At 67.5% G+C, this 17,125-nt stretch carries 15 protein-coding genes; 7 read left to right on the top strand and 8 right to left on the bottom strand.

Annotated elements, in window-relative coordinates; all coding sequences use genetic code 11:
• The first annotated feature begins 158 nt into the window (after positions 1–158).
• Positions 159–1,625 carry a CCA tRNA nucleotidyltransferase gene (locus AOQ37_RS14150; RefSeq protein WP_062644848.1) on the top strand — a complete coding sequence of 489 codons (1,467 nt, stop codon included), beginning with the start codon at positions 159–161 and terminating at the stop codon, positions 1,623–1,625.
• A gap of 111 nt (positions 1,626–1,736) precedes the next feature.
• On the opposite strand, the gene AOQ37_RS14145 is transcribed toward AOQ37_RS14150, so the two are convergent.
• The 4 genes from AOQ37_RS14145 to AOQ37_RS14130 form a co-directional block, all read right to left on the bottom strand.
• Positions 1,737–2,246: an LppU/SCO3897 family protein gene (locus tag AOQ37_RS14145; protein WP_062644847.1), complete on the bottom strand. Its 510-nt coding sequence runs from the start codon at positions 2,244–2,246 to the stop codon at positions 1,737–1,739.
• Positions 2,247–2,372: 126 nt separating this feature from the next.
• Positions 2,373–3,635 (bottom strand): MFS transporter, encoded by a 1,263-nt coding sequence (locus AOQ37_RS14140; RefSeq protein WP_062644846.1) that lies wholly within the window; start codon positions 3,633–3,635, stop codon positions 2,373–2,375.
• Between the two features lie 95 nt (positions 3,636–3,730).
• Entirely contained in the window at positions 3,731–4,813 is a 1,083-nt protein-coding gene (locus AOQ37_RS14135; protein WP_062644845.1) for an inositol-3-phosphate synthase, read from the bottom strand.
• Positions 4,814–4,857: 44 nt separating this feature from the next.
• Complete coding sequence (locus AOQ37_RS14130) at positions 4,858–5,541, bottom strand: PadR family transcriptional regulator (RefSeq protein WP_062644843.1); 684 nt, start codon at positions 5,539–5,541, stop codon at positions 4,858–4,860.
• A 353-nt stretch (positions 5,542–5,894) separates the two neighbouring features.
• Between AOQ37_RS14130 and AOQ37_RS14125 the strand changes: the two genes are divergently transcribed.
• Positions 5,895–8,576: a transglycosylase domain-containing protein gene (locus AOQ37_RS14125; RefSeq protein ID WP_078890170.1), complete on the top strand. Its 2,682-nt coding sequence runs from the start codon at positions 5,895–5,897 to the stop codon at positions 8,574–8,576.
• Positions 8,577–8,707: 131 nt separating this feature from the next.
• A complete protein-coding gene (locus AOQ37_RS14120) occupies positions 8,708–10,207 on the top strand; it encodes a glycosyltransferase family 87 protein (RefSeq protein WP_062644840.1) in 1,500 nt (499 codons plus the stop codon).
• 149 nt (positions 10,208–10,356) lie between these two features.
• Here AOQ37_RS14120 and AOQ37_RS14115 read toward each other — a convergent pair whose 3' ends face one another.
• The 3 genes from AOQ37_RS14115 to AOQ37_RS14105 all read right to left on the bottom strand — a co-directional run bounded on the left by AOQ37_RS14115 (position 10,357) and on the right by AOQ37_RS14105 (position 13,122).
• A complete protein-coding gene (locus tag AOQ37_RS14115) occupies positions 10,357–11,388 on the bottom strand; it encodes an alanine racemase (protein ID WP_062644838.1) in 1,032 nt (343 codons plus the stop codon).
• An 85-nt stretch (positions 11,389–11,473) separates the two neighbouring features.
• Entirely contained in the window at positions 11,474–12,595 is a 1,122-nt protein-coding gene (femX, locus tag AOQ37_RS14110; protein WP_062644836.1) for a peptidoglycan bridge formation glycyltransferase FemX, read from the bottom strand.
• 215 nt (positions 12,596–12,810) lie between these two features.
• Entirely contained in the window at positions 12,811–13,122 is a 312-nt protein-coding gene (locus AOQ37_RS14105) for a hypothetical protein (RefSeq protein WP_062644834.1), read from the bottom strand.
• A gap of 287 nt (positions 13,123–13,409) precedes the next feature.
• On the opposite strand from AOQ37_RS14105, the gene rpsF reads away from it, so the two are divergent.
• The 4 genes from rpsF to rplI all read left to right on the top strand — a co-directional run bounded on the left by rpsF (position 13,410) and on the right by rplI (position 15,176).
• Complete coding sequence (gene rpsF, locus AOQ37_RS14100) at positions 13,410–13,700, top strand: 30S ribosomal protein S6 (protein WP_006604399.1); 291 nt, start codon at positions 13,410–13,412, stop codon at positions 13,698–13,700.
• 81 nt (positions 13,701–13,781) lie between these two features.
• Positions 13,782–14,393, top strand: a complete 612-nt coding sequence (locus AOQ37_RS14095) for a single-stranded DNA-binding protein (protein WP_062644832.1) — start codon at positions 13,782–13,784, stop codon at positions 14,391–14,393.
• An 81-nt stretch (positions 14,394–14,474) separates the two neighbouring features.
• On the top strand, positions 14,475–14,711 hold the full coding sequence (rpsR, locus tag AOQ37_RS14090) for a 30S ribosomal protein S18 (protein WP_020130672.1): 237 nt from the start codon (positions 14,475–14,477) through the stop codon (positions 14,709–14,711).
• Between the two features lie 18 nt (positions 14,712–14,729).
• Positions 14,730–15,176 (top strand): 50S ribosomal protein L9, encoded by a 447-nt coding sequence (gene rplI, locus AOQ37_RS14085; RefSeq protein ID WP_062644830.1) that lies wholly within the window; start codon positions 14,730–14,732, stop codon positions 15,174–15,176.
• A 155-nt stretch (positions 15,177–15,331) separates the two neighbouring features.
• On the opposite strand, the gene AOQ37_RS14080 is transcribed toward rplI, so the two are convergent.
• Complete coding sequence (locus tag AOQ37_RS14080; protein WP_062644828.1) at positions 15,332–16,669, bottom strand: MATE family efflux transporter; 1,338 nt, start codon at positions 16,667–16,669, stop codon at positions 15,332–15,334.
• Between the last annotated feature and the right edge of the window lie 456 nt (positions 16,670–17,125).

Here is a 17,125-nt window from a genome sequence, read left to right as displayed (position 1 = left end):
GATCGTGGAAGCCGGTCGGATCGTCCGCTATCTGCGTCTATGAGAGAAAGTCGCGAAGTGGAGGGTAAGCAGACGTCTTGCCCGGCTATCGGGAAGGATGTCCGCCCGCTGCATATAGGGGCGCCCCGGATCGGCCGGGCCACGTACCCTCTTTTGTTGTGCCGAACGCCAATGAAGACAATCTCAGCGTCCTGAGCCAGGTGCAGCACCGCGCGGTCGGTGAACTGCTGCGGGTCGCCCCTGTCGCCGACGACCTTGCCCGCCGTTTCCAGGAGGCCGGGTTCTCTCTCGCCCTGGTCGGCGGCTCGGTGCGGGACGCGCTGCTCGGCCGGCTCGGCAACGACCTGGACTTCACGACGGACGCCCGGCCCGAGGACGTCCTGAAGATCGTCCGGCCGTGGGCGGACGCCGTGTGGGAGGTCGGGATCGCGTTCGGCACCGTCGGGGTCCAGAAGGACGCCCGCGTCGGAGACGTCGATCGAAGCTTCCAGATCGAGGTCACCACCTACCGGTCGGAAGCCTACGACCGCACCTCGCGCAAGCCCGAGGTGTCGTACGGCGACTCCATCGAGCAGGACCTCGTCCGCCGGGACTTCACCGTGAACGCCATGGCCGTGGCGCTTCCCGAGAAGGAGTTCATCGACCCGCACGGTGGCCTCGAGGACCTCGCGGCGCGTGTGCTGCGCACCCCGGGTACGCCGGAGGAGTCCTTCTCGGACGACCCGCTGCGCATGATGCGCGCCGCCCGCTTCGCCGCCCAGCTCGACTTCGAGGTCGACCCCGAGGTCGTCACCGCGATGAAGGAGATGGCAGGCCGCATCGAGATCGTCTCGGCCGAGCGGGTACGGGACGAGCTGAACAAGCTGATCCTGTCCGCGCACCCGCGCAAGGGGCTGTCGCTGCTGGTCGACACCGGCATCGCCGACCATGTGCTGCCCGAGCTGCCCGCCCTGCGCTTGGAGAGCGACGAGCACCACCGTCACAAAGACGTCTACGAACACACCCTGATCGTCCTCGAGCAGGCGATCGCCCTCGAGGAGAGCGGCCCCGACCTCACGCTGCGGCTGGCCGCGCTGCTGCACGACATCGGCAAGCCGCGCACCCGTCGCTTCGAGAACGACGGGCGCGTCTCGTTCCACCACCACGAGGTGGTCGGGATGAAGATGACGAAGAAGCGCATGACGGCTCTGAAGTACTCCAACGAGCTGGTGAAGGACGTCTCCCGGCTGGTCGAGCTCCATCTGCGCTTCCACGGCTATGGCACCGGCGAGTGGACGGACTCCGCGGTGCGTCGCTATGTGCGGGACGCGGGACCGCTCCTCGACCGCCTGCACAAGCTGACCCGCTCGGACTGCACCACCCGGAACAAGCGCAGGGCGGCCGCGCTCTCCCGCGCCTACGACGGGCTGGAGGAGCGCATCGTCCAGCTGAAGGAGCGGGAGGAGCTGGACGCGATCCGCCCCGACCTCGACGGCAACCAGATCATGGAGATCCTGGGCGTCGGTCCCGGACCTGCCATCGGCAAGGCGTACAAGCACTTGCTGGAACTGCGCCTGGAGAACGGGCCGATGGAGTACGACGCGGCAGTGGCGGCGCTCAAGGAGTGGTGGGCCGAACAGGAGTGAGGCTGTGAAGCGGGGCCATGTTTCACGTGAAACATGGCCCCGGCTGCACGGCAGGCGGACAGGCGAAGGGGCGGTGTTTCACGTGAAACACCGCCCCTTCCAGCAACTGCCTTACTTCTTGTAGTCCTTCAGGCAGAGCAGGAAGTTACTGCCGTCACCGCTCTCGGTGTACTGGTACTGGAAGTCCTTGGCTTCTTCGGCGCACTTGCTGTCGGCCGTGACCTGCGTGTACGTGCCTTCGATCTTCGCCAGCACGATGAACTGGGCCTTCGAGGAGTCGCACTTGACGACCTCGAGGTCGGGGTTGTTGTCGTCGCTGCTGCCGCGGTGCATGCAGTCGCCGACCGCCGCCGTGTTGGCGTCGTCCTGGTTCGATATGTAGACGCCGATGCCCACACCGATGGCCGCGAGAACGATGACGACGTTCTTGATCAGCTTGAAGCTGACCTTGCGTCGGGGCTGCTCCGGCGGGACCGCGCCGTAGGGAGCGGCACCGGGCTGCGGGTAGCCGGGCTGCTGCGCGAACGGGTTCTGGCCCTGGGGCTGGCCCTGGGGCTGGCCGTAGGGCTGCTGGCCCTGCTGCGCGAACGGATTCTGGCCCTGGGGCGGCGGAGTCGACACTTAGGGGTCCCCCTAAAAACTTGGACGTGTGGCGCGAAATCACTCGCGAAGTAAGACGCACGTAAGCTACCGGCCCCCACTGACAAGCCTGAAGCCGAGGGGGAGTCTGTGTCATTGATGTGACACTTACCGGCGTTCAAAGCGGGTCATAGCGGCAGCAATTGTTCCGTAGATAACGGCGACCGTGACCACCAATGCGGCGGAACGTCCGTCGGGCGGCAGCATCAGAGCGGCCACAGCCGCGGCGCCGACAAAGGCGACATTGAACGCGACGTCGTAGAGAGAGAAGATCCGGCCGCGGAAGCCGTCCTGCACGGACGACTGGACGATGGTGTCGGTGGCGATCTTCGCTCCCTGGGTGACCACCCCCAGCACGAACGCCGCGACGAACGTGGTCACCTGGGTGAACGGCAGCATGAGAGCGAGCACGAGGACCGCGGCGGACGCGGCGCAGACGATGATCCAGCGGCCCGGACCCAGCCCTCCCGCAGCCGCCGGAGTGACCACGGCGGCGACGAAGAACCCCACGCCGGAGACCCCTACGGCCAGCCCCAGCAGGGCCAGCCCGTCGTCAGGGTCGGACGACCAGGCGTACCGGCAGAGCATCAGCACCATCACGGTCAGGGCGCCGTAGGAGAACCGCATCAGGGAGATCGAGCCGAGCGCCCAGGCGGCCTCCCTGCGCTTGGGCTCGGCCAGGTGACGCAGGCCCGCCGAGAGGCCGCGGGCGGTGCCCCGGAGTGCGCTCGCCAGCCGGGGCTGGACCAGATCACGGTCGGGTCCGAGCAGATCCGCAGCCATGGCCAGGGAGGCGAGCGCCGCGGACAGGTACAGGGCGCAGCCGAGCAGCACCACCGCGGCGTCGGAGTCCGCGACCACCAGCCGGACGACGAGGGCGAGGCCGCCGCCCGCGACCGCGGCCAGTGTTCCGGCGGTCGGAGAGAGGGAGTTGGCCATCACCAGGCGGTCGCCGTCGACGACGCGCGGCAGAGCCGCCGAGAGGCCGGCCAGGACGAAGCGGTTGACGGCGGTGACGCACAGCGCGGAGACGTAGAAGAGCCAGTCGGGGACATGGCTGATCATCAGGACGGCCGTCACGGACGCCAGCAGGGCGCGCAGCAGATTGCCGTAGAGGAAGACCTGCCGGCGGCGCCAGCGGTCCAGCAGGACACCGGCGAAGGGGCCGACGAGGGAGTAGGGCAGCAGCAGGACCGCCATGGCGGAGGCGATCGCGCCGGCCGAGGTCTGCTTCTCCGGGGAGAAGACGACATAGGTGGCGAGTGCGACCTGGTAGACGCCGTCCGCGCACTGGGAGAGCAGCCGCACCGCGAGAAGCCGCCGGAAGTTCCCGAAGCGCAGCAGGACGCGCAGATCACGGACGACGGCCATGCGGCACAGCCTCACATACGGGGAGGGTCCCCGGGTCATAGGACCCGGGGACCCTTCTCAGCCCTGGCAGGAGCGAATTTTCCGTGCGGGACGAGTCAGCGCTCGACCTCACCGCGGATGAACTTCTCGACGTTGGCGTAGGCCTCGTCGTCGAAGTACTGCACCGGCGGGGACTTCATGAAGTACGAGGACGCCGACAGGATCGGGCCACCGATACCGCGGTCCTTGGCGATCTTCGCGGCGCGCAGGGCGTCGATGATGACACCCGCGGAGTTCGGGGAGTCCCAGACCTCGAGCTTGTACTCCAGGTTCAGCGGGACGTCACCGAAGGCGCGGCCCTCGAGGCGGACGTACGCCCACTTGCGGTCGTCCAGCCAGGCCACGTAGTCCGAGGGACCGATGTGGACGTTCTTCTCGCCCAGGTCGCGGTCGGGGATCTGCGAGGTGACGGCCTGCGTCTTCGAGATCTTCTTGGACTCGAGGCGGTCGCGCTCCAGCATGTTCTTGAAGTCCATGTTGCCGCCGACGTTGAGCTGCATGGTGCGCTCGAGCCGGACACCGCGGTCCTCGAACAGCTTCGCCATCACACGGTGCGTGATGGTGGCGCCGACCTGGGACTTGATGTCGTCACCGACGATCGGGACGCCGGCCTCGGTGAACTTGTCCGCCCACTCCTTGGTGCCGGCGATGAAGACCGGGAGGGCGTTGACGAACGCGACCTTGGCGTCGATGGCGGCCTGGGCGTAGAACTTCGCCGCGTTCTCGGAACCGACGGGCAGGTAGCAGACAAGGACGTCGACCTGGCGGTCCTTGAGGATCTGGACGACGTCGACCGGGGCCTCGGCGGACTCCTCGATGGTCTCGCGGTAGTACTTGCCGAGACCGTCCAGGGTGTGGCCACGCTGGACCGTGACGCCCTTGTTCGGGACGTCGCAGATCTTGATGGTGTTGTTCTCGCTGGCACCGATGGCGTCCGAGAGGTCGAGGCCGACCTTCTTCGCGTCGACGTCGAAGGCGGCGACGAACTCGACGTCACCGACGTGGTAGTCGCCGAACTGCACGTGCATCAGACCCGGGACCTTGGACGCCGGGTCGGCGTCCTTGTAGTACTCGACGCCCTGCACCAGCGAGGCGGCGCAGTTTCCGACGCCGACGATGGCTACGCGAACCGAACCCATTCCGGTTGCTCCCTGTGTGTACGAGTGAGGCCCTGAACAGGCGCTCACGTGGCGGTTTCGTCGGGCAGATCCGTCCCGGGGGTGTCCCCGGGACGGGGCAGGCCGCCCGTCGATCCAGATGTGGTGTTCTGTTGAGCGGACCCCCCGGAGGCGGAACCTGTCAGGTCCCGTCCGGCCCGCTCGCTCTCGATGAGCTCGTTCAGCCAGCGCACTTCGCGCTCCACGGACTCCATACCGTGGCGCTGGAGCTCAAGCGTGTAGTCGTCGAGGCGCTCCCGGGTGCGCGCCAGGGAGGCGCGCATCTTCTCGAGGCGCTCCTCCAGCCGGCTGCGGCGGCCCTCGAGTACGCGCATGCGTACATCGCGTGACGTCTGTCCGAAGAAGGCGAAACGAGCGGCGAAGTGTTCGTCCTCGTACGCGTCGGGACCCGTCTGCGAGAGCAGCTCCTCGAAGTGCTCCTTACCCTCCGCCGTCAACCGGTAGACGATCTTGGCGCGACGCCCTGCGAGTGGTGCGGCGAGGGCGTCTTCGTGGGTGCTGCCCGGCTCCTCGATCAACCAGCCGTTGGTGACCAGCGTCTTGAGGCAGGGGTAGAGCGTGCCGTAGCTGAACGCACGGAACACGCCCAGGGACGTGTTCAGTCGTTTGCGCAGCTCATAGCCGTGCATCGGAGACTCGCGGAGAAGGCCGAGGACGGCGAACTCGAGGATCCCGGCACGCCGGCTCATCGTCGCCTCCTCTCGTCCTTATGTCGCGCTGATGTATCGACTCGATACATCATGACGATAGAACGGCCTTCCGGATGCGACAAGAGGGGAAAGGGTGAACGGGATCACATCACCGATTCATTGAGGGCAAGTTGCCTGGTTTGCGGTGAACTTCGGGCCTAGGCAGGTTTTGACGGTGCGTAGTCTGTGCGCCATGCACACCACCGGGACCCATGAGACGCCGGGGGGCGTCGAGGTCCTCGGTGCAGTACGGGTGAATGCGCGACCGACCGCATCCGTACTTCGGGGGGACAGGAAACCAGCCGCCCTTTCCAGGCGCGCACGGATGCGCCTGCCCGAGGAGTAATCGTTCGATGAGCGAGCACCGTCGCAAACCGCCGCAGCCGCAGGGAGGCGGACGTGCCGCGGCCCGACGCGGCCAGTCCGGTCCGTCCTCCGGCCGCCGCGCGGCACCGCGAGGCGCAACCGGATCTCCTTCCGACTACGGGTTGGGTTACGGGGCCGGAGGCGAAGACCAGTCGCACGGCAACCGCGCCGACGCCCGGCGCGCATCCCAGAGAGACTCGGGCGGGCGGCGCAGAGCGGCCGAGCCCACGGGAGGCCGTCGCGGAGCCCCGGCCGGCCCCGGACGGGGCAGAGGACGGCCTGCGCCCGACAGCAAGCGTCTGATCGACTACCCGCGCGCCGGCAAGTACGGCTGGCAGCGCTGGATGCCCTCCTGGAAGCTCGTCGCGGGCCTGTTCGTCGGCTTCGTGGGCGGTCTGGTGGCCGTCGCGGGCATCGGGTACGCCATGGTGGGCATCCCGGACGTCGCCAAGACGGCCACGGCGCAGAACAACGTCTACTACTGGAAGGACGGCAGCCAGATGGTTGCCACCGGTGGTGAGACGAACCGGCAGAACATCGGCCTCTCGCAGATCCCCGAGGAGATGCGCTGGGCGGTGATCTCGCAGGAGAACAAGACCTTCTACGACGACAGCGGCATCGACCCCAAGGGCATCGCCCGCGCCGTGTTCAACATGGCCCGGGGCGGCCAGACGCAGGGTGGATCGACGATCACCCAGCAGTACGTCAAGAACGCCATGCTGAACGACCAGTCGCAGACGATCTCCCGGAAGTTCAAGGAGATCTTCGTGTCCATCAAGGTGGGGGCCGAGGTCGACAAGGACCAGATCATGGCCGGCTACCTGAACTCCGCGTACTACGGCCGCAACGCCTACGGGATCCAGGCCGCCTCCCGCGCCTACTTCAACAAGGACGCGATCAAGCTCAACCCGGGCGAGTGCGCGTTCCTGGCCGCCATGCTGAAGGGCGCCACCTACTACGACCCGGCCGGCACGACCTCGGTCGACCCGGTCGGCGCCACCCCCGCCGCGAACAGCAAGCGGGCCCGGCTCCAGATGCAGGACACCCTCGACAAGATGGTCGAGTACGGCCACCTGAAGGCGTCGGTGCGGGCCCAGTACACCGACCTCCCCGACTGGCAGAACCCCCGCTCCAACACCGACCTCAAGGGCCAGATCGGCTACCTCGTCGACCTCGCCAACGGCTACCTGGTCACCAACAGCAAGAAGACCGGGATCACCCAGGACCTGCTCCAGCAGGGCGGCTACTCGATCTACACGACCTTCGACAAGAACAAGGTCAAGCAGCTCGCGGACTCGGTCGCGAAGGTCCAGAAGGCCAACATCAAGCCGAAGCAGCGGCCGGATACGGACACGCACGTCCAGTTCGGCGGGGCGTCCGTGGAACCGGCCACCGGTGCCATCCGGGCCATCTACGGCGGTGAGGACGCCACCAAGCACTTCACCGACAACGCCGACCAGACCGGCGCCCAGGTCGGTTCGACGTTCAAGCCGTTCGTGCTGGCCGCCGCGATGACCTGGGGCGTGCGCGATCCGGACCTGGGCTCGTCGCAGGCGCAGGACGAACGCACCATCGTGTCGCCCAAGAGCCTGTTCAGCGGCAAGAACAAGCTCAAGATCGAGAACTACGACGGCACGGTCTGGAAGAACGAGAAGGGCGAGGAGTGGCTTCAGACCAATGACGGCAACGTCTCGCTCGGAACGCCGCCCAAGTACAAGATCGACCTTCGCGAAGCGATGCGCGAGTCGGTGAACTCCGCCTTCGTGCAGCTCGGCATGGACGTCGGCCTGGACAAGGTGAAGGACTCCGCCGTCAGCGCGGGCCTCAAGGAGTCCAGCCTCACCAACAGCGGCTTCCCGTCGTTCTCGATCGGCATCTCCGACCCGAGCGCGATCCGGATGGCGGGCGCGTACGGCACCTTCGCCGCCAGCGGCAAGCAGCGTGACCCCTACTCCGTGGAGAAGGTCACGAGCGAGAAGGGCCAGATCTTCACGCACGAGACCGAGACGAAGCAGGCGTTCACCGCGAAGGTCGCCGACAACGTCACGGACGTCCTGAAGACCGTGGTCGAGAAGGGCACCGGTACCAACGCCCAGCTGCCCGGCCGTGAGGTGGCCGGCAAGACCGGTACCACCGACGGCAACAAGTCGGCCTGGTTCGTGGGCTACACCCCGCAGTTGTCGACCGCGGTCACCATGTTCCGCTACGACGACGACGAGTCGAACAAGAACCGCACGTTCCTGGAGATGTTCGGAACAGGTGGCCAGGAGAAGATCCACGGTGCCTCGTTCCCGGCCCAGATCTGGCACGACTACATGGCCGAGGCGCTGAAGGGCACGAAGGCGAAGGACTTCCCGGAGCCCCAGCCGATCGGCGAGGTCGTGAACGCGGAACCGTCCCCGACTCCGACGCCCTCGGCCACCGAGACCGAAGAGGAGTCGCCGTCGCCGTCCGCGTCTCCCAGCGAGACGGAGATCGAGCCCTCGCCGTCGCCGTCCGAGACCTGCTCCAAGTTCTTCGGCTGCGAGGAGGAAGACGGCGGGACGAGCAACGGGAACGGGAACGGCGGCTCAGGCGAAACCAGCCCATCGGCCACCGCGACCGAGACGGAGAGCGACACCAGAGGGAATACCAGCAATGGCGGCTTCTTCGGAGGCCCGGGCGGCTAGTCGCACCGTTGCCCCACTTGCGTGTTTCACGTGAAACATGCGCTTGTTTCACGTGAAACGAGGGCCGCTCCACCCAACGAGGTGGGGCGGCCCTCGGCGTTTTCCTAGGTCCGTACGGCAGGATGTCGCTCATGCCCAGTGCAGAATCGACGCCGACGCGCGCGCACGAGCCGGATCCGGTGAAGCCGACCAGCGATGACCCGGTGGCCGCGGCCGGCAGTGAGCTGATCGGCGGCCCCATCGGCCGCCGGGCGCTGCTCGGGACGTCCTGGTGGACGCCCGTACGGATCGTCGCGCTCGTGGCGATCGGGATGTTCGCCCTAGGACTGATCCAGAAGGCGCCTTGCTACAACGGCGGCTGGTTCTTCGGTGCCACCACCCAGTACACGCACGCCTGCTACTCGGACATCCCGCACCTGTATCAGGGGCGCGGTTTCGCCGACGGGCTCGTGCCGTACTTCGACAAGCTCCCCGGCGACATGGACTACCTCGAGTACCCGGTACTGACCGGCGTGTTCATGGAGGTGGCCAACTGGCTGACCCCGGGCAGCGGCAGCATCCAGGACCAGGAACAGTGGTACTGGATGGTCAACGCCGGGATGCTGATGGCGTGCGCGGCCGTGATCGCCGTCTGTGTGGCCCGGACGCACGCCCGGCGCCCCTGGGACGGTCTGCTGGTCGCCCTGGCGCCCGCCTTCGCGTTGACCGCGACCATCAACTGGGACCTGCTGGCGGTCGCTCTGACGGCCGCGGCGATGCTCATGTGGTCGCGGGGCCGGTCCCTCGCCTTCGGAGTCCTCCTGGGGCTTGCCACGGCCGCCAAGCTCTATCCCGTGTTCCTCCTCGGCCCCCTGTTCGTGCTGTGCTGGCGGGCGGGGAAGTGGCGGGACTTCGGCAAGGCCGCGGGAGGTGCGGTCGTCGCCTGGCTGGTGGTGAACCTGCCCGTCATGCTCTTCGCCTTCGACGGGTGGTCGAAGTTCTACCGGTTCAGCCAGGAGCGCGGCGTCGACTTCGGATCCTTCTGGCTGATCATGGCGCAGAACTCCAGCGATCCACTGACCACCGACAGCGTCAACACCCTCGCCACGCTTCTCGTCGTCGTGTGCGCCGCGGGCATCGCCCTGCTGGCGCTGACCGCGCCCCGCCGTCCCCGTTTCGCCCAGCTGGCTTTTCTGATCGTGGCCGCCTTCATCCTCACCAACAAGGTCTACTCGCCGCAGTACGTCCTGTGGCTGGTGCCGCTGGCGGTGCTGGCCCGGCCGAAGTGGCGGGACTTCCTGATCTGGCAGGCGTGCGAGGTCGCCTACTTCCTGGGTATCTGGATGTACCTCGCGTACACGATGAGCGGAGACGCCCACAAGGGCCTGCCGACCGACGGCTACCACTGGGCCATCGGCGTGCACCTGTTGGGAACGCTCTACCTGTGCGGAGTCGTCGTGCGCGACATCCTGATGCCGGAGCGGGACGTGGTGCGGCAGGCGGGCGACGACGACCCCTCGGGCGGAGTGCTCGACGGGGCGGAGGACGTCTTCGTGCTCGGTGCCGCGGCGCATCCGCCGCGGCACGCATCCCACTTCGACGGGCCCCAGGTGGACTGGGGCAAACAGGATGCCACCGACAGTTCGCTCTGAGCGAACAGGGCGTCGGCCAGGGCATCAGGATCTGGTCGGCGCGCTGACAGGCCAGTGAGCCGACGGGCTGACGCGCCGACGGGAAAGGCCGTACACGAACTCCGTGTACGGCCTTTCCCGTTGCCGGCCTCGTTCTTCGGTGTCGCGCCTCAGCGGTCCACGATCCGGTCGAACTGCGTGGTGGTGTGCCGCAGATGCGCCACGAGTTCGTCGCCGACGTGCGGCTCCGGCGCGTCCGAGGGCACGAACAGGATGGACACCTGCATGTGCGGCGGCTCGGCGAACCAGCGCTGCTTGCCGCCCCAGACGAACGGAGACAGGTTCCGGTTCACCGTGGCGAGGCCCGCGCGGGCGACGCCCTTGGCGCGCGGCATGACGCCGTGGAGGGCCTTGGGGGCCTCCAGACCCACCCCGTGCGAGGTTCCGCCCGCCACGACCACCAGGAAGCCGTCGGAGGCCGCCTTCTGCTGCCGGTAGCCGAAGCGGTCACCCTTGGAGACGCGCGTGACATCGAGGACGGCACCGCGGTACTCGGTGGCGTCGTGGTCCCCCAGCCACAGCCGCGTGCCGATACGGGCGCGGAAGCGGGTCTGCGGGAACTGCTGCCGCAGCCGGGCGAGTTCGTCGGCCTTGAGGTGACTGACGAACATCGTGTGCAGCGGCAGCCGGGCCGCGCGCAGCCGGTCCATCCAGCCGATGACCTCCTCGACGGCGTCGGAGCCGTCGGTGCGGTCCAGCGGGAGGTGGATCGCGAAACCCTCCAGCCTGACGTTCTCGATGGCCGCGTGCAGCTGCGGCAGGTCCTGCTCGCTGATGCCGTGCCGCTTCATCGACGACATGACCTCGATGACCACCCGAGCGCCCACGAGGCCGTACACGCCGTCGATCGACGACACGGAGCGCACGACCCGGTCGGGCAGCGGGACGGGCTCCTCACCGCGCCGGTAGGGCGTCAGCACCAGGAGGTCGCCGCCGAAGAAGTCCTTGATGCGCGCGGCCTCGTACGTCGTGCCGACGGCGAGGACGTCCGAGCCCAGCCGGGTGGCCTCCTCGGCCAGCCGGTCGTGCCCGAACCCGTAGCCGTTGCCCTTGCAGACCGGGACGAGTCCCGGGAACTGCTCCTGCACGTGCTTGTGGTGCGCCCGCCAGCGCGCGGTGTCGACGTAGAGGGTGAGCGCCATGGCCGGACCTGGGACCTTTCTCGTGGCTGCGGTGTGGGGGAAACGCGTCAGAGGCGTCAGAGGTATGGAATCACCGGACGTGACGTCAGCGGCGCGACATGTAGATGTCGAGAGCCTTGTGGAGCAGCTTGTTCAGCGGGAAGTCCCACTCGCCGAGGTACTCCGCGGCCTGTCCGCCGGTGCCGACCTTGAACTGGATCAGACCGAAGAGATGGTCGGTCTCGTCCAGCGAGTCGGAGATGCCACGCAGGTCGTAGACGGTCGCGCCGAGCGCGTAGGCGTCGCGCAGCATCCGCCACTGCATCGCGTTCGAGGGCCGGAACTCACGGCCGATGTTGTCGGACGCGCCGTAGGAGTACCAGACGTGGCCGCCGACGATCAGCATCGTCGCCGCAGCGAGGTTCACGCCGTTGTGGCGGGCGAAGTACAGCCGCATGCGGTTGGGGTCCTCGGTGTTGAGGGCCGACCACATGCGCTGGAAGTAGGAGAGCGGACGTGGCCGGAAGTGATCCCGCACCGCCGTGATCTCGTACAGCCGCTGCCACTCCTCCAGGTCGTGGTAACCGCCCTGGACGACCTCGACGCCGGCCTTCTCGGCCTTCTTGATGTTGCGGCGCCACAGCTGGTTGAAGTTCTTGTGGACCTCTTCGAGCGAACGGTTCGCCAGCGGCACCTGGTAGACGTAGCGCGGCTGGACGTCGCCGAAGCCGGCGCCGCCGTCCTCGCCCTGCTGCCAGCCCATGCGGCGCAGCTTGTCGGCCACCTCGAAGGCACGCGGCTCGATGAAGTCGGCCTCGATGTCGCGCAGTCGCTTCACGTCCGGGCTCTGGATGCCCGCCTTGATGGACGTGGCCTCCCAGCGGCGGATGATCACCGGCGGGCCCATCTTCACCGAGAAGGCGCCCTGCTGCTTCAGGTGCGCGAGCATCGGTTCCAGCCAGTCGGTCAGGTTCGGCGCGTACCAGTTGATGACCGGGCCCTCGGGAAGGTAGGCCAGGTAGCGCTTGATCTTGGGCAGCTGGCGGTAGAGGACGAGGCCCACGCCGACCAGTTCACCGTTGCGCTCGTCGAACCAGCCGAGGCTCTCCGAACGCCACTCGGCCTTGACATCGGCCCAGGCCGGAACCTGCATGTGGCTAGCCGACGGCAGGCTCTGGATGTATGCCAGATGCTGCTCGCGGCTGATCGTCCTCAGGGTCAGGCTCATTCGGGGCGCTCCTCGGGCTGGTGTGTCCCCATGGGTACAGGGGCTCCGGCTCTCGCGCCGAAGCCTACTGCGCCTTGCGACCAGCCCGACTGGGCGTACGGAACCTGCGCCCCGGCCCGCGTGCGGCCGGGGCGTTCCGTCCTGATTCGTAGGTGTCTAGGCGTCCTCCGGCGCGGGCGGGGTCCGTGGCGCCGGCACCGCCCGCGCCGGTCGGGTCACCAGACTCCGCCGAAGAGGCCGCCGTGGGCCATTCCGATGAAGAAGCCGAAGCCCGCGGCACCGAGACCCAGGATCAGACCGAAGCGCTCACGGGTGGTCTCGGAGATCCACTGTCCGTACGCACCGGTCAGGATTCCGACCAGGCCCACCCAGGAGCTGAGCAGATGAAGGCTGTGGAAGAACGACGTGATGAACGCGGTCACACCGAGCACCAGCGTCACTGCCAGCAAGGTGTCCTGGAGGGGATGGGCTCTGCCGTCGGTGGCGAAGAGGGATCCGGCGGTATTGGGTCGCAATGCCTGTGCCATGTGGCACCTCCTGCGGAAGGCGGCGCATCGTAGCGCCATACACACCCGACGTGTACAGACTGACGGCCATCCACGCCGGATTTCAACCGGAAGCGTGTGTGCAGGTAGTCTGTACCGTCTGCACCGGTGTCTGCCCAGGCATTGCCAGGGAGTCCGTCCAGCTGAGAGCGGGGAAGTCGCCAGCCGACCCCCGATTGTCAGTGGCGGCCGATACCGTTGCGTACGCATCACAACCCTCCTGCCACGGATCGACCGTGGCCGCTGAGTCCAAAGGAGGTGGGTTCCACATGCGTCACTACGAAGTGATGGTCATCCTCGACCCCGATCTCGAAGAGCGCGCTGTCTCTCCGCTGATCGAGAACTTCCTCTCCGTCGTCCGTGAGGGCAACGGAAAGGTGGAGAAGGTCGACACCTGGGGCCGCCGTCGTCTCTCGTACGAGATCAAGAAGAAGCCCGAGGGCATCTACTCGGTCATCGACCTTCAGGCCGAGCCTGCGGTCGTCAAGGAGCTCGACCGCCAGATGAACCTGAACGAGTCGGTCCTCCGGACCAAGGTCCTCCGTCCCGAGACCCACTGAGCTCTCCAGCTCAGCTGATCTCGGGATTCTGAGTAGCAGCAGCACTAGCAGCCAGCAGCAAACCCGCCGAGAGGTTCCCCCATGGCAGGCGAGACCGTCATCACGGTCGTCGGCAATCTTGTCGACGACCCCGAGCTGCGCTTCACCCCCTCCGGTGCGGCGGTCGCGAAGTTCCGTGTCGCGTCCACTCCCCGCACCTTCGACCGCCAGACGAACGAGTGGAAGGACGGCGAGAGCCTGTTCCTGACCTGCTCGGTCTGGCGTCAGGCGGCGGAGAACGTCGCGGAGTCGCTTCAGCGAGGCATGCGCGTCATCGTGCAGGGCCGGCTGAAGCAGCGGTCCTACGAGGACCGTGAGGGCGTCAAGCGCACGGTCTACGAACTGGACGTCGAGGAAGTCGGCGCCAGCCTGCGCAGTGCCACGGCCAAGGTCACCAAGGCTTCCGGCCGCGGTGGCCAGGGCGGCCAGGGTGGTTACGGCGGCGGTGGCGGTGGCGGCCAGCAGGGCGGCGGCTGGGGTGGAAACTCCGGCGGCGGCCAGCCGAGCGGCGGCGCTCCCGCCGACGACCCGTGGGCTACCGGCGCTCCTGCCGCCGGCAACCAGGGCGCCGGCGGTGGCGGCGGCTGGGGTGGAAACTCCGGCGGCAGCAGCGGCGGCTCCGGCGGCGGCTACTCGGACGAACCCCCCTTCTAGGCCGTTCGGGCCCGGTTCTCCGGGCCTGTCCGGGTCGAGGGCGGGTCGTATCCCACTTCTTGATCACACAGGAGAAACACCATGGCGAAGCCGCCTGTGCGCAAGCCTAAGAAGAAGGTCTGCGCATTCTGCAAGGACAAGGTCACGTACGTGGACTACAAGGACACGAACATGCTGCGGAAGTTCATTTCCGACCGCGGCAAGATCCGTGCCCGTCGCGTGACCGGCAACTGCACGCAGCACCAGCGTGACGTCGCCACGGCCGTCAAGAACAGCCGTGAGATGGCGCTGCTGCCGTACACCGCCCAGGCGCGATAAGGGAAGGGTGACCGACTAATGAAGATCATCCTCACCCACGAGGTCTCTGGCCTCGGTGCCGCTGGTGACGTCGTCGACGTCAAGGACGGTTACGCTCGCAACTACCTGATCCCGCGGAATTTCGCTATCCGCTGGACCAAGGGTGGCGAGAAGGACGTCGAGCAGATCCGTCGTGCTCGCAAGATCCACGAAATCCAGACCATCGAGCAGGCCAACTCCGTGAAGGCCCAGCTCGAGGGCGTCAAGGTTCGTCTGGCCGTGCGCTCCGGCGACGCCGGTCGTCTCTTCGGTTCCGTCACCCCGGCCGACATCGCTTCCGCGATCAAGGCTGCCGGTGGCCCCGAGGTCGACAAGCGCCGCATCGAGCTCGGCTCGGCGATCAAGACCCTGGGCGCCCACGTGACGTCCGTGCGTCTGCACCCCGAGGTTGCCGCCAAGGTCAACATCGAGGTCGTCGCGGCCTGATCGCCGCGCTTGGCTCGAAGAGCTGAGAAGGGGCCGCACTCCACGGGGGTGCGGCCCCTTCTGCTTGCCTGTTTCACGTGAAACACCGGTCCTGCACGACCGGCCGGTTCACCTGGCTCCCGGTTTCACGTGAAACCGGGAGCCAGGTGAACCGGTCAGCGGCTGGCGCCGGTGATGATCCAGCGACCGGAGCGGGCCCGTAGCCACAGGGTCAGCATGCGGACCGCCATCATCAGGGTCATCGCTCCCCATACGGCGGTCAGTCCGCCGCCGAGAACCGGCACCAGCAGGGCCACCGGAGCGAAGACCGCCAGGGTGAGAACCATCGCCCAAGCGAGATAGGGGCCGTCGCCCGCGCCCATCAGCACACCGTCCAGTACGAAGACGATGCCGCAGACGGGCTGGGAGAGCGCCACCACGAGAAGAGCGGGCAGCGCGGCTTCCTTCACCGCGGGGTCGCCGGTGAAGAGCGGCAGGAACAGCGGGCGGGCGATCACGACCAGCAGCCCGAGCACGGCACCCACGGCGATGCCCCACTGGACCATGCGGCGGCAGACGTCACGGGCGCCCTGAGCGTCGTCCGCACCGAGATACCGTCCGATGATGGCCTGCCCGGCTATCGCGATGGCGTCGAGAGCGAAGGCCAGCAGGCTCCACAAGCCCAGAGCGATCTGATGCGCGGCGATGTCGTCGTCCCCGAGGCGGGCGGCGACGGCGGTGGCGATCATCAGAATGGCCCGCAGCGAGAGCGTGCGGACCAGCAGGGGAACCCCGGCCTGGGCGGAGGCCCTGATGCCGGCGGCATCAGGGCGCAGCGACGCGCCATGGCGCCGGGCTCCACGGACCACCACGGCGAGGTAGACGACGGCCATGCCCCACTGGGCGATCACGGTGCCCCAGGCGGAGCCTGCGATCCCGAGGCCCGCGCCGTAGACGAGGACGACGTTCAAAGCGGCGTTGGCGACGAAGCCCGCGACGGCGACATAGAGCGGAGTCCTTGTGTCCTGGAGGCCACGCAGCACACCGGTCGCGGCCAGCACGACGAGCATGGCCGGGATACCGAGCGCCGAGACGCGCAGATAGGTGGTCGCGTAGGGCGCGGCGGTGTCCGAGGCTCCGAAGAGTTCGACGAGTGCCGGAGCGGTGGGCAGGGTGGCCGCGATCACGGCGGCGCCGAGGAGCAGTGCCAGCCAGATGCCGTCCATCCCCTGGCGGATGGCTGCCGGCAGATCACCGGCGCCCACGCGGCGCGCTACGGCGGCGGTGGTGGCGTAGGCGAGGAAGACGAAGACGCTGACGGCTGTCGTCAGAAGAGCGGAGGCGATGCCGAGTCCGGCCAGTTGGGCGGTGCCGAGATGGCCGACGATCGCGCTGTCGGCCATGACGAACAGCGGCTCGGCGACGAGCGCGCCGAAGGCCGGGACGGCCAGTGCGACGATCTCTCGATCGTGCCGCCGACGGGCGGCCTCGGGGGGCGCGGGTGCCTGTGTCATGACCACCAATCTAATCGTCCACAGGTAAGAGATCCAGTGCGCATGTGACCCTTACTGCTTCTCTTGTCGCGTATCCTCTCGCGCGCCGTTCGAAGAGATCTTGGCCCGACCGGGCAACTTTTTCTTCTGCACAGCCGGTGGATGGGGAAAGTGCAGGTCAGCGACGCTCCGTAAGAAAAGTCGAGGGCTTGTTCACAGCGCTGTCCACCGGGTCGTGCACAGGTTTCGCGGAGTTCTCCACAGCATCGGGGCCGTCGTCCACATGGCCTGTGGATAACCAGATTGGCTGACGGTGCAGACGGGCCTACCGTGGTCCGGCGCCCGCTCCGTCCGTCGGCCGAGGAAACCCTCATAAAACCGACGCGCCACAACCGGAGTTGGCGCTCTCGATTGTCAGTGCCGTGCCGTAGAAAGAAGGCATGGCGAGGTCCGCTCGGCGGACGGGAGGAGGCTGCT

It is taken from the genome of Streptomyces maremycinicus, assembly GCF_001184025.1.
GTDB classification, from domain to species: Bacteria; Actinomycetota; Actinomycetes; order Streptomycetales; family Streptomycetaceae; genus Streptomyces; species Streptomyces maremycinicus.
The sequence above is the reverse complement of the archived record's forward strand: the minus strand, read 5'-3'. Positions and strand labels throughout refer to the sequence as shown.

Bases quoted from the DNA above. Each gene is read 5' to 3' on its own strand.
- AOQ37_RS14140 (WP_062644846.1), bottom strand. From the start codon at position 3,635: ATGGCCGTCGTCCGTGATCTGCGCGTCCTGCTGCGCTTCGGGAACTTC.
- AOQ37_RS14135 (WP_062644845.1), bottom strand. From the start codon at position 4,813: ATGGGTTCGGTTCGCGTAGCCATCGTCGGCGTCGGAAACTGCGCCGCC.
- AOQ37_RS14130 (WP_062644843.1), bottom strand. From the start codon at position 5,541: ATGAGCCGGCGTGCCGGGATCCTCGAGTTCGCCGTCCTCGGCCTTCTC.
- AOQ37_RS14125 (WP_078890170.1), top strand. From the start codon at position 5,895: ATGAGCGAGCACCGTCGCAAACCGCCGCAGCCGCAGGGAGGCGGACGT.
- AOQ37_RS14120 (WP_062644840.1), top strand. From the start codon at position 8,708: ATGCCCAGTGCAGAATCGACGCCGACGCGCGCGCACGAGCCGGATCCG.
- AOQ37_RS14115 (WP_062644838.1), bottom strand. From the start codon at position 11,388: ATGGCGCTCACCCTCTACGTCGACACCGCGCGCTGGCGGGCGCACCAC.
- femX (WP_062644836.1), bottom strand. From the start codon at position 12,595: ATGAGCCTGACCCTGAGGACGATCAGCCGCGAGCAGCATCTGGCATAC.
- AOQ37_RS14105 (WP_062644834.1), bottom strand. From the start codon at position 13,122: ATGGCACAGGCATTGCGACCCAATACCGCCGGATCCCTCTTCGCCACC.
- rpsF (WP_006604399.1), top strand. From the start codon at position 13,410: ATGCGTCACTACGAAGTGATGGTCATCCTCGACCCCGATCTCGAAGAG.
- AOQ37_RS14095 (WP_062644832.1), top strand. From the start codon at position 13,782: ATGGCAGGCGAGACCGTCATCACGGTCGTCGGCAATCTTGTCGACGAC.
- rpsR (WP_020130672.1), top strand. From the start codon at position 14,475: ATGGCGAAGCCGCCTGTGCGCAAGCCTAAGAAGAAGGTCTGCGCATTC.
- rplI (WP_062644830.1), top strand. From the start codon at position 14,730: ATGAAGATCATCCTCACCCACGAGGTCTCTGGCCTCGGTGCCGCTGGT.
- AOQ37_RS14080 (WP_062644828.1), bottom strand. From the start codon at position 16,669: ATGACACAGGCACCCGCGCCCCCCGAGGCCGCCCGTCGGCGGCACGAT.